The organism is Sphingomonas sp. PP-F2F-A104-K0414, assembly GCF_004340945.1.
In the GTDB taxonomy this organism is placed as follows: Bacteria; Pseudomonadota; Alphaproteobacteria; order Sphingomonadales; family Sphingomonadaceae; genus Sphingomonas.
This window is the reverse complement of the sequence record NZ_SLYD01000002.1, coordinates 401,822-414,144: the sequence shown is the minus strand read 5'-3', so window position 1 is coordinate 414,144 and position 12,323 is coordinate 401,822. Positions and strand designations below refer to the sequence as shown.

Annotated in this window: 8 protein-coding genes, 1 tRNA gene and 1 riboswitch; of the genes, 6 read left to right on the top strand and 3 right to left on the bottom strand. The window is 68.6% G+C overall.

What is annotated here, in order from left to right; all coding sequences use genetic code 11:
• Positions 1-343: 343 nt before the first annotated feature.
• Entirely contained in the window at positions 344-979 is a 636-nt protein-coding gene (locus tag C8J46_RS06075; RefSeq protein ID WP_132736256.1) for a 2-dehydro-3-deoxy-6-phosphogalactonate aldolase, read from the bottom strand.
• Positions 976-1,839, bottom strand: coding sequence for a 2-dehydro-3-deoxygalactonokinase (locus C8J46_RS06070; RefSeq protein WP_132736253.1), 864 nt, complete (start codon positions 1,837-1,839; stop codon positions 976-978). The genes C8J46_RS06075 and C8J46_RS06070 overlap by 4 nt, the downstream gene beginning before the upstream one ends.
• Positions 1,840-2,041: 202 nt before the next feature.
• Between C8J46_RS06070 and C8J46_RS06065 the strand changes: the two genes are divergently transcribed.
• Positions 2,042-5,215: a TRCF domain-containing protein gene (locus C8J46_RS06065; protein ID WP_132736251.1), complete on the top strand. Its 3,174-nt coding sequence runs from the start codon at positions 2,042-2,044 to the stop codon at positions 5,213-5,215.
• Positions 5,216-5,244: 29 nt separating this feature from the next.
• Here the strand turns inward: C8J46_RS06065 and C8J46_RS06060 are convergent, their stop codons facing one another.
• Positions 5,245-6,108 (bottom strand): N-formylglutamate amidohydrolase, encoded by an 864-nt coding sequence (locus C8J46_RS06060; RefSeq protein WP_132736248.1) that lies wholly within the window; start codon positions 6,106-6,108, stop codon positions 5,245-5,247.
• Between the two features lie 112 nt (positions 6,109-6,220).
• Between C8J46_RS06060 and C8J46_RS06055 the strand changes: the two genes are divergently transcribed.
• The 5 genes from C8J46_RS06055 to C8J46_RS06035 all read left to right on the top strand — a co-directional run bounded on the left by C8J46_RS06055 (position 6,221) and on the right by C8J46_RS06035 (position 12,231).
• Positions 6,221-6,598: a response regulator gene (locus C8J46_RS06055; RefSeq protein ID WP_055881295.1), complete on the top strand. Its 378-nt coding sequence runs from the start codon at positions 6,221-6,223 to the stop codon at positions 6,596-6,598.
• Positions 6,599-6,642: 44 nt separating this feature from the next.
• Positions 6,643-6,717, top strand: a tRNA-Val gene (locus C8J46_RS06050).
• A gap of 94 nt (positions 6,718-6,811) precedes the next feature.
• Positions 6,812-8,893 carry a TonB-dependent receptor gene (locus tag C8J46_RS06045; protein WP_132736246.1) on the top strand — a complete coding sequence of 694 codons (2,082 nt, stop codon included), beginning with the start codon at positions 6,812-6,814 and terminating at the stop codon, positions 8,891-8,893.
• 322 nt (positions 8,894-9,215) lie between these two features.
• Positions 9,216-9,415: riboswitch (cobalamin riboswitch) on the top strand.
• A gap of 114 nt (positions 9,416-9,529) precedes the next feature.
• Positions 9,530-11,428: a TonB-dependent receptor gene (locus tag C8J46_RS06040; RefSeq protein ID WP_132736243.1), complete on the top strand. Its 1,899-nt coding sequence runs from the start codon at positions 9,530-9,532 to the stop codon at positions 11,426-11,428.
• Positions 11,425-12,231, top strand: a complete 807-nt coding sequence (locus tag C8J46_RS06035) for an ABC transporter substrate-binding protein (protein WP_132736241.1) — start codon at positions 11,425-11,427, stop codon at positions 12,229-12,231. Before C8J46_RS06040 ends, C8J46_RS06035 begins: the two co-directional genes overlap by 4 nt.
• Positions 12,232-12,323: the final 92 nt, after the last annotated feature.

Here is a 12,323-nt window from a genome sequence, read left to right as displayed (position 1 = left end):
GCGAAAGCTGGGGTATCCCTGTTGTCGCGCGGGAGACCCGAACCAGGAGACCCCAGCTTTCGCTGGGGTGACGAACGGGGTGCGCGGCCTAGCGTACGCTGTGCCCAGCTCGACCGGTGCGGCGCTGCGCCGCCCCAAACCCAACGCGCTGCAAAGACGATAGCGGGTCGATCGTGAGCCCCAATCGGTCGCTCCCTCCGTCACCCCAGCGAAAGCTGGGGTATCCATGTTGTCGCGCAGAAGACCCGAACCGGGAGACCCCAGCTTTCGCTGGGGTGACGAACGGGTGTGCGCGGCCTAGCGTACGCTACGCCCAGCTTCAGCGACGCCAACCGGTACGGCGCTACTCCGCCTTCAGCGCTTCGATAAACCCGCGCGCCCGCGCGCCGACATCCGCCGCGGTCATCCCCGGCGCATACAGCGCCGAGCCCAGACCGAACCCCGCGGCCCCCGCCTTGCGCCATTCCGCCATGATCTCCGGCACGACTCCGCCGACCGGCAGAACGCGCGTATCCTTGGGGAGGACGGCGCGCATCGCCTTCAGCACGGCGGGGCTGGCGGCCTCGGCGGGGAAGAGTTTCAGTGCCGCAGCACCTGCCTCCAGCGCCGCGAACGCCTCGGTCGGCGTGGCGATGCCGGGGAGCGCGACATAGCCCTTCTCCGCGGCCGCCGCGATCACCCGCACATTCGCGTTGGGCGCGATGATCAGCGTGCCGCCGGCCGCGCCGACCGCCTCCACATCCTCGACACGCAACACCGTGCCCGCGCCGACGACCGCGCGACCCTTCAGCGTGCGCGCGAGGCGAGCGATGCTGTCGAGCGGCTCGGGCGAGTTCATCGGCACTTCGAGGATCGTGAAGCCGGCCTCGACCAGCGCCTCGCCGATCGCCTCGACCTCCTCCGGTTTGACCCCGCGCAGAATCGCGATCAGCGGGCACTTCGCAAAGGCGTCGTCGAAAGCTTGGCGGTGCGTGGTCATGCTGCAAGATCCTGAATGCGGGTGATGCCGGCGACGAACGCGGCCTGACTGTCGATATGGTGCGAGGTGCCGCCGAGCGCATCGATCGCATCTGCATAGAGTGCGCCGAGGGCCGGGTCGGCGAGGATGTGCACCGTCGTGCCGCGCTCGATCCGTGCCGCGGTATCCGCCCCAATCAGCAGACCGCTCGCGAACGACGCGGCGTGCGTGTCGTCGGCGATCCCGAGCACCCCGCGCGCGCGGATCGCGAACAGGCTGGCGGCCAGATCGCGTTTCGCGCCCTCGGCGACGCCGTCGCGGAACGCTGCACCGGGTTCGACCGGATGGCCGAGCTGGCTGGCGAGGATGCCGTGCGTCCGCAACAGCGCGAAGAGTTCGCCGGTTATCGCGGTGGTGAAGCGGGTGATCGCGCCCGCTTCGATCGTCGCCCATTTGCAGTGCGTGCCGGGCTGGCAGAGCATCGCGTCGGCCGGCACCAGCCCGGCGGCGACCGCACCGAGCAACTGCACCTCTTCGCCGCGCATCACGTCGGCATGCAGCCCGTCGCGGTACGACAGCCCCGGCACGATCGCGGTCCGGTCGTCGATCCGGTGGACCGCGGCGGCGATCTCGGCGAGCCCGGCGGGTGCTGCGACATACGGCACGCTACGCCAGCCAATGGTCGAGCCGACCATCCCCGCGAGGAGCATCGGCAGGTCGCCAAGCCGGTCACGGATGCCCATGACCTCGGCCGCATAGTCCGCAGGCGCGACCGTCGCTGCGCCGCGATCGTCGCGTTCCGAGGCAATGACGAGCCCCGCCTCGATCCGGAACGCGCGGCGGTTCGAGGTGCCCCAGTCGACCGCGATGAAAGACGTCATGTTCGCCACCTCACTCCCGTCGCGATGCAACGGTATTGATCGCCGGAATTATACGACAAATCTTCGATGTCCAGCACCGACCGCGTCGAGCCCCTCGACGGCGACACGCATCGGCAGCATCCACCGGCAAACGCACTGATCGAGGATAGCGTCGCAGGAACACGCGTCGATGCGTCTCGTTCAGTTCGGACCAGCGAGAGGAATGCGTGTGCTTCAAACCAGCCGTCAGGCCGAGACCGAAACCGGCATCATACCGGCCGCGCTCCTTGCAGCGCCCCCTGCGGCGATCGCGGCGGCAATCGCCGATCGGCTCGCACAGGGTGATCTCGTCTACGTCGCGCTGGATGATCAGCGCGCGACCGATATTGCGGCGATCGCCACGGCGCTGGTGCCCGACGCGGCGGTCGTCCAGTTGCCGTCGAGCGATGCCTTACCCGGTGACGACGCGCCCGCGTCGCCGGCCAATGTCGGATTGCGCGTGGCGGCCCTGCGTCGCGTGCGCGCGGCGACCTTGGGCGATACCGGGCCGGTCCTGCTGGTGACCACCGCCGAGGCGACCGCCGTACGCTACCCTGAGCCGGCGATGTTCGACGCCGCCCCGCCCCGGCTCACGGTAGGCGATACGATCGACGTCGAGGCGTTCGCGGCGACCGCAGCGGAGATCGGTTACATCGTCGACGATCGGATCGACGAGCCGGGCGAGATCGCGGTGCGCGGCAACGTCATCGACATTTTTCCCGCCGATCGTGCGACCCCCGTCCGCATCGAATTCGCCGAAGGCCGGATTACCGCGTTGCGCGAATATGATCCCGTCTCGCAATTGGGATCAGCCGATATCGCCTGTATCGAGGTTGGCCGCGCGACCGAGCCCGTGGTCGAGAAGGGGGTGGCCCTCCTCGCGCATCTGCCTGACGCTGCAATCGCGTGCGACCCCGGCGTCGATCGCCGGCGCGCGCGGTTCATGGATCTTGCCGCCGATGGCCTGCCGCGTCGCAAGGCCAGTGCCGATCTGGTCGCGACCCGGTCTTGGGATGCGGCGGTCGCCAAGCGTGACATGGTCGCGATCGATCCGGGCGACACGCCGTCGCCCCGTTTCGTCGAGCACCGCGATCCCGCCCGCGCGTTTGCCAAGCTCGCGCGCGACGTGCTTGCCGATTCGCGTCTCGTCCTGGTCGGCTCGCCGCGCGACCTGCGGTTCCTCCAGCCGCGGCTCGAGCATCGCACCAAGATCGCGTTCACGGCGATCGAGCGATGGTCGGACGTCGCCGCGGCCAAGCCCGGCAGCGCGATGCTGTTGGTCGCGCCGATCGACCGCGGCTTCGTGGCGCCCGGCGCCACCGTCATCGCGGGCGCCGACCTGCTTGGCGGCCGCGCCCGCGGCGACGAGATCGGTGCAAGCGGCCTTGGCGCGCTGGCCGGCCTGTCGAGCGAACTGCGCTGCGGCGACGTCGTGGTCCACGAGGAGTTCGGTATTGGCATCGTCCGCGGGCTTGAGGCGCTGCCCGACGCGGGCGGTGACGCGATCGTGCTGGGCTATGCCAAGGACGGCCGCCGCCTCGTGCCGGTGGCGGAAGCCGATCGGATCTGGCGCTATGGCGCGGATGCCGACGCCGTGACTCTCGACGCGCTGGACGGTTCGTCGTGGCAGAAGCGACGTGGCGCGATCGATGCGGCGATCGCCGAAAGCGCGCGTGATCTTGCGGCGATCGCGGCGGAGCGCGCGGCGCGCACCACTGACCCGATCGTCCCCGACCGCGCGGCCTATGAACGCTTCGCCGCCGGCTTCGCGTTCACCGAGACCCCGGATCAGGCACGCGCGATCACGACCACGCTGGCGGACCTGGCCAGCGGCAAGCCGATGGACCGGCTGGTGATTGGCGATGTCGGCTACGGCAAGACCGAGATCGCCTTGCGCGCGGCGGCGGCGGTTGCCTTGTCGGGCCGACAGGTCGCGATCGCCGCGCCGACGACCGTCCTCGTCCGGCAGCATATCGAGACCTTCGCGCGGCGCTTCGAAGGGACCGGCGTAGTCGTCGCCGGGCTGTCCCGCCTGTCGAGCACGGCGGAAAAGGCGCGTGTGAAGGCGGGGCTCGCGGATGGCTCGATCGGCGTCGTCATCGGCACCGGGGCGATCGCCGGCAAGGGAGTCGCCTATAAGGATCTCGCGCTGGTCGTGATCGACGAGGAGCAGCGGTTCGGGGCGGCCGACAAAGCCAAGCTGCATACGCTCGGGGCCGGTCACGTGCTGACGCTCAGCGCGACGCCGATCCCGCGGACGCTGCAATCGGCGATGATCGGGCTTCAGGGCATGTCGGTGATCGCCACCCCGCCCGCGCGCCGCCAGCCGATCCGCACCGCGGTCGCCAGCTTCGACGATGCCACCGTCCGCGCTGCGCTTCGGCGCGAACGCGCGCGCGGCGGGCAGAGCTTCGTCGTGGTGCCGCGGATCGACGACATGGCGCCGCTCGCCGCAAAGCTGGCCAAGCTGGTGCCCGAACTCGGGCTCGTCCAGGCGCATGGCAAGATGCCTGCGGCCGAGATCGATGAGGCAATGGTCGGCTTTGCGGCCGGCGACGGCGATGTGCTGCTCGCCACCAACATCATCGAGGCGGGGCTCGACGTGCCGCGCGCCAACACGATGATCGTCCATCACGCCGACCGGTTCGGCCTGTCACAGCTCCATCAGTTGCGTGGCCGGGTCGGGCGCGGCGGGCGACGGGGGCAGGTGATGCTGTTGACCGACGGCGATGCGACGATCGCCGAGGCGACGCTGAAGCGGCTGCGGACGTTGCAGGCGTTCGACCGGCTCGGCGCAGGCTTCGCGATCAGCGCACGCGATCTCGATCTGCGCGGTGCGGGCGACCTCGTCGGCGAGGCACAGGCGGGGCATATGAAGCTGATCGGGATCGACCTGTACCAGCATCTGTTTGGCCGTGCGTTGCGGCTGGCGCGGGGGGAGGCGGTCGACGACTGGGTGCCCGACCTGCACCTCGGGGTCGGCGGCAGCCTGCCCGACACCTGGATACCCGAGGAGGAGGTGCGTCTGTCGCTCTACGGGCGGTTGGCACGGCTGGAGGACGTCGCGGCGCTCGACCAGTTCGAAGCGGAGCTGGAGGATCGCTTCGGTGTGGTACCCGATTCGGCGCGTCGGCTGCTGTTGCTGGCGCGGATACGGTTGCGCGCGTGTGCTGCGGGTATCCGGCGGATCGACGCCGGTCCTGCCGCGATCGCGTTCACCCCGAACGACCGTCGCGCCGACGCGCCGCTTGCGGATCTGGTCGAGAAGAACGGTCGCTGGATCGCGCAACGGGCGGTGGCGGATCCGGTCGAGCGTGCCGCGCAGGTCGAGGCGTTGCTCGATGCGTTGACCGACTGATCGGCCTGCCAGTTGGGATCAGGCGAGGCCTATTCGGCCGCCGCGGCAAGCGGTGTCGAAAGGGCCTCGTCGGCAAGCGCGGCAAGCATCGCGCCCACCATATCCACCACCCGCGCGAAACCGGCACCCGGTGCGTGCAGTTTGCGATCGAGATAGATGGTGCGGTCGAGCTCGAGCTGGATCGCATGGATGCCCAGGTCGGGGCGGGCATGGCGTTCGAGGATATGCCCACCCGCATAGGGCGTGTTGCGCGCGACCGAAAAGCCATGCGCGGCGCAGACCGTTTCGGCGCGGTCGACGAAGCGTGGCGCGGCGGCATGGCCGAACCGATCGCCGAGCACGATCCGCGTCCCACCAGGGCCGAGCGGGGGCATCGAATGCACGTCGAGCAGCACCGCCACCCCGAACCGCGCATACGCCGCCTGCAACGCGGCCGCGACCGCTGCGTGATAGGGCCGGTGGTCGTCGACGATCCGCGCGGTCACTTCGGCATCGGTGAAGCGGCGTGCCCACAGGTCGCCGGCGCCCGAGACGCGGCGCGGCACCAGGCCAAGGCCGCTGCGCAATTTGGCTGACTGCTGCGCGGGCGGGATCGATCGCGCGCCTTCGTCGAGTTGGGCGTCGCGTTCGTCTTCACCGCGGTTGAGATCGATCCAGGCGCGCGCACGCCGCTGGATGATCATCGCCTGATCCGTCCGCGCGCTCCGTGCCACCGCATCGACCAGCCGGTCCTCGAGCGGCAGCAGCGCCGCCAACGGCACGCGCAACGCGGTCTTGAGCGAGAGCGGATAGTCGCGTCCGGCATGGGGTACGGAGATCACGACCGGGCTGGTCGGCGGCGCGGTATCTTGGTGTTCGAAAGGGGGCAAGCGCTCGAAGGGGGGCGATGACATGGCAAGCACGCTAGGGCGACGCGTCGGAACGGGCAATCGATCTGGAAATGTTAACCACTTTGCGCGTAGGGAAAGCGCGTCAATGTACGCGTGAAAACAGGACTTTAGATCGATGTTGCGAATTCTGCTGGCCGAGGACGATCAGGTCATGCGCGAATATCTGACGCGGGCGCTCGAGCGCTCTGGGTATGCCGTCACCGCCGTGGACCGCGGGACCGCGGCGATTCCGCTGCTCGAGACCGAGACGTTCGACCTGCTGCTCACCGATATTGTGATGCCCGAGATGGACGGGATCGAACTGGCGCAGAAGGCCGGCGAGATGTGCAAGGACCTGCGCGTGATGTTCATCACCGGCTTTGCGGCAGTCACCCTGAAGGCCGGGCGGGCGATGCCGCAGGCCCGCGTCCTGTCGAAGCCGTTCCACCTGCGCGACCTGGTCGCCGAGGTCGATCGGCTGTTCGAGATGGATAATGTCACCGGCATGCATTGAGCGCTTGCACCCCGCGATAAGCGCGGCTAGTGGAGCGCTCCGGCGGGCGTGTAGCTCAGTGGTAGAGCACTGTGTTGACATCGCAGGGGTCGCAAGTTCAATCCTTGCCACGCCCACCATAGAAAGCCCCGCTAACCCTTGGGTTAGCGGGGCTTTTTGCTGTCTGGGCGTTTCCGACCTTCCGGTATCGTGAAAAGCTGTCATGCGGCACGGATGATCCGCTTCTCGATTTCCGCCACCGCTATCCTGTCATCCAGCGCCCTGCTGTCGCCTGGCGCCGTGCTTGCGCAGTCCGACGTGCCGCCGCCCGCCGCCGACAGTCCGGCCGAGATCGTCGTGACCGGGCGCGGATTGGCCGACGCACCCGGCGACCGCGCCTATTCGATCGTCACGATCGGGCGCGACCGGATCCAGGCGAATGCGAGCAATCGGCTGGAGAGCGTGCTGGCCGACGTCGCCGGGTTGCAGCAGTTTCGCCGCTCGGACTCACGCAGTGCCAACCCGACCAGCCAGGGGATTTCGCTACGCGGGATCGGCGGCAACGCCTCCAGTCGCGCGCTGCTGATCTTCGACGGCGTGCCGCAGGCGGATCCGTTCGGCGGCTGGGTCGCATTCCCGGCCTATGCGACGGGGCGGCTAGGGCGCATCCGCGTGACGCGCGGCGGTGGCAGCGGCTATCAGGGACCGGGCGCACTGGCCGGAACGGTCGAACTGGAGAGCGCGACGCCTGACGACCTGACACCGTTCCAGGGCAGCGTCGCCTATGGCAGCCGCGATTCGGTCGATGCGCAAGGGTCGGCGGCGCTGGTGCGCGGGTCGGGGTTTGCGACCGTGTCGGGCGCGTACGCGCGCGGTGACGGCTTTACGCCGACCGTCGCGGAGAGCCGCGGGATCGTCGATCGTGCCGCGCCGTACGAGCAGGCGTCGGGCGCGCTGCGGACCGTCGTCGGGATCGGCGCGAAGACCGAATTGCAGATGAATGCGAGCGCGTTCACCGATCGGCGCGACCGGGGGAGCGACTTTACCGACAACAAGAGCGAGGGCGCCGATGCTAGCGTCCGGCTGATCGGGCGCGGGCGTTGGGGCTATTCGGCGCTGGCGTATCTGCAGACGCGCGCGTTCGCGAGCAGCTTCAACAGTATCAATGCCGCGCGCACGACCGCGATCCAGTCGCTGAACCAATATAATACGCCGGCCACCGGGCTTGGCGGGCGGATCGAGATCGCGCCACCGCTGGGCGAGAGCATCACGCTCAGGCTGGGCGCGGATATCCGCGACGTGAGCGGCAAGACGCAGGAGCTCTACACGTTCGTCAACGCGGCGCCGACGCGGCGGCGCGAGGCGGGCGGGAGTACGACGACGACCGGCGTCTTCGCCGATGGGAGCCTCGTCGCGGGCGACTTTACGTTCAGTCTAGGCGGGCGGGTCGATTGGTGGTCGATCGATGGCGGCTATCTGACGGAACGGCCGCTGGCGACCGGCGCGGCGCTGACCAACCTGCGCTATGCGAACCGCGACGGCAGCGAGACGACTGGGCGCGCGGGCGTCGCGTACCAGCCGGTCGAGGCGATCACGCTGCGGGCCGCCGGCTATCGCGGATGGCGATTGCCGACGCTCAACGAACTGTACCGGCCGTTCCGGGTCGGCAATGATGCGACCGCGGCGAACGCGTTGCTGTCGCCGGAGCGACTGACCGGGGTCGAGGGTGGCGTCACGCTGACGCCGGCACCGGGTGTGAGCATCGCCGCGACCTATTTCTACAACCGGTTGAAGGACGCCGTGGCGAACGTCACGACGACCACGCCGACGCAGGTATTGCCGGGGGTGACGACCTACCGCGTTCGCCAGAACCTCGACGCCATTCGCGCGCACGGGTTCGAGCTGGATGCGGCGTATCGATCGGGTCCGCTGGGCGTGCAGGCGTCTTGGTCGCACACGAACTCGAAGGTCGAGGGTTCGGGGATCACCGCCGCTCTGGACGGATTGCGACCGGCGCAGACCCCACGCGACCAGGTGTCGGGAACGGTCGACTGGCGGCGCGATGCGGCGGCGCTGTCGCTGACCGTGCGTCATGTCGGCCGGCAGTATGACGACGACCAGAATACGCGGGTGCTTGGGGCCGCGACGACGCTGGATGCCTATGCCGCGCTGCCGATCCTGCGCTCGCTTGTCGCCGAACTAAGCGGGGAAAATCTATTCAACGAGCGCGTCGAGGCAGGGATTAGCGGCGCGAACATCGTCGAACGCGCAACGCCGCGGACGATCTGGGTGGGGCTGCGCTACGGGGGGCGCTGATATTCGATCCGTCGCTTGCCAAGAGAAACGAAGACAGCATGTTTCCCCGCGAAGGCGGGGACCCAGTCTGGGCTCCCGCCTTCGCAGGAGAACAAGGGAAAGCGACGTCCTGACCAACACGCCACCACCCCGGCGGAGGCCGGGGCCCAGTTGGCAAGGTCGCGGTAACGAAGGACCGCGCTCCGTCAGCGACGTTCCCCAACTGGGCCCCGGCCTCCGCCGGGGTGGTGCGATAGACGGTGAGCCAGCTTTACCGCCAGCGCGTGCTATCGCGGGTCGATGCTCCTTATCCCCCGCGTTGACCCGTGTCTGGCGTGCGACTAATGCCACTCCCGTGAAGGGTTCCCGGCGACGGGATCAAAAGGGAAGTCGGTGCGCGGGAATCCGCAAGACCGGCGCTGTACCCGCAACTGTGACCGGATAGCGGCCACCCCGAATATGCCACTGGGTTTCGACCTGGGAAGGCGGGGTGGGCGCGATGACCCGGAAGCCAGGAGACCTGCCTCTCACGGTCGATCCACTGCGCGGGCGGGTGTCCGGCGCGGACGAGTGCTCCGGTCCAGCCGGGTTTCCTCGAGCGAGAGACGTCTGGCCGCCCCGCGAATGGTCGCAGGCGGTTCTGCTTAGGACGTACCCATGACGAAATTCTTCCTTCTGCTCGGCGCCGCGGCGATCGCAGCGCCCGCTTATGCCCAGACCATCCCCGATCCCGACGCTTCCGAAGTCGTCGTCACCGCAACCCGTGCCGCGCAACCGCTGAGCGAGATCGGCCAGGCAGTCACCGTCATCGACCGCGCCGAGATCGAGCGCCGCCAGACCGTTGTCGTCTCCGACCTGCTCGCGACCACGCCCGGTGTCACCGTCACGCGCAACGGCACGGTCGGCGCGCTGACCAGCGTCCGTATCCGCGGCGCCGAGGCGGACCAGACGCTCGTCGTGATCGACGGCGTCCGCGTCAACGATCCGTCGTCGACCGGCGGCGGCTTCAACTTCGGCAATCTCCTGTCGAGCTCGGTCGAGCGGATCGAGGTGCTCCGCGGCCCGAACTCCGTGCCATGGGGCAGCCAGGCGATCGGCGGCGTCGTCAACATCATCACCGCCGCGCCGACCGAAGGCATTCAAGCGCGTGCCAACGCCGAATATGGCTATGCCGACAGCGCGTTCGCGAGCGCGGGCGTCTCGGGCAAGTCCGGGCCGGTGTCGGGCTCGCTGACCGGCGGCTATCTGCGCACCGACGGAATCTCGTCGGCGGCCAGCGGCACCGAGCGCGACGGCTATCGCCAATATGGCGCGACCGGGCGCGTGGGCGTCGAGTTCGCGCCGGGCATCGGCCTCGACCTGCGCGGCTATTTTGCCGACAGCCGCGTCGAGATCGACGGCTTCCCGGCCCCCGATTACGTGCTCGCCGACACGCCCGAATATTCGAAGACGCGCGAGGCTTACGGCTATGCCGGGCTGCACGCGAACTTCGCTGACGGGCGGTTCAACAACCGCGTCGCGTTCACGATCGCCGACATCAACCGCGACAATTACGACCCGAGCTTCGGCAGTGATCCGACCTTCATCGGTCGCGGCCGCAGCGAACGCTACGAATACCAAGGCGACTTCCGCCCGCTCGACCAGGTCCGCGTGGTCGCCGGAGTCGAGCGCGAGAACAGCCGCTTCAACGACGGCTTCACCTTTGCGAATACCGGCATCACCAGCGTCTACGGCCAGTTGATCGTCAAGCCGCTCGATATCCTCACGATCACCGGCGGCGTCCGCAACGACGATCACGACGATTTCGGCAGCCACACGACATTTGGCGCGAACGCGGCGCTGGCATTGCGCACCGGCACGACGATCCGCGCGAGTTATGGCGAAGGTTTCAAGGCACCGACCCTGTACCAGCTCTTCTCCGACTACGGGAATCGCGGCCTCGATCCGGAGACCGCGCGCAACTTCGACGTCGGGGTCGAGCAGGCGTTCCTCGACAACCGGGTCCGCGCAGGCGTGACCTATTTCAACCGCCGTACGCGCAACCAGATCGACTTCCGCGATTGCAGCCCGGCGGAGCAGACGACCGCCGGTTCGATCTGCATCGACCGCCCGTTCGGCGTTTACGACAACATCGCCCGCGCCGAGGCGGACGGCGTCGAGTTTACCTTGGCGCTGCGCCCGGTCGACGCGCTGACGCTGACCGCGAACTACAGCTATATCGACACCGAGAACCGCTCGATCGGCAGCGATTTCGGCAACGATCTCGCGCGCCGTCCCAGGCAAACCGCAAGCGTCGACGCCGATTACCGGTTCGCGTTCGGGCTGTCGGTCGGCGGCACCGTGACGATGGTCGGCGACAGCTTCGACGACGCCGCCAACACCGTGCGACTCGACGGCTATGCGCTGGCGGGCGTCCGCGTGGAAATGCCGATCACCGACCAGATTGCACTGTACGGCCGCGTCGATAACCTCACCGACTCGCGGTACGAGACGATCGCGGGCTACGGCAATTACGGTCGCGCGGCGTATGGCGGCGTGCGGTTGCGGCTGAAGTGAGGCGCGGGGCGATCCTCCTCGCGCTCCTGCTCGGGGGCTGCGCATCGCCGCCGAGCGGGGGCGGGGGGATCGTCTCGACCAATCCGTGCGTGGATTCGGTGCTGGTCCGGATCCTGCCAGCATCGCGGATCGCGGGGATCAGCCATTATTCGCAAGATCCGTCCGCGACATCGATCCCGCTCGCCGTCGCGCGCCGGTTTCGCGGCATCGCCGGGACCGCCGAGGAGGTGATCGCGCTCCACCCCGATCTCGTCATCGCCAGCACCTACACCCCGCCCGCGACCCAGGCGGCCTACGCGCGGGCGGGACTGAAGACGCTGCTGCTCGGCATCCCGGACTCGATCGCGGAGAGCCAGGCACAGGTGAAGCAGATCGCCGACGCGGTCGGTGCGCCCGCGGGTGGCGCTCGGATCAATGCCGATATCGATCGCGCGGTGGCGCGCTGGGGTCGCAAGGATGGGCCCAAGGATGACATGCCGCCGAGCGCGTTGCTCTATATAAGCGGCGATCTCGCAACCGGGGGGAGCACGTTGCTGAACGAGATGATGACCCGCGTCGGCTTCCGCAACGCCGCTGCGAGCTACGGCCTGACGCATACCGGCACGCTGTCCGCCGAGACGATCGTGACTCAGCCGCCCGCGATCGTGATCGCCCCCGAACGCGCCAGCCGCGGCACCGCACTGCGTCACCGCCTGCTGCCGCGTACACCGCAAGCCGTCTTCCCCCGCGTCCTGATCAACTGCGGCGGCCCGACCATTCCACCCGCGCTCGAACGCCTCGCCGCGATACGGGCGGCGCTGTGACGCGAGCGTTTGGAATTGCGAACGGCTTACCGTCCGTGTTCCTCCCCGGCGGAGGCCGGGGCCCAGTTGGCAAGGCTGGAGTAATGCAGCGC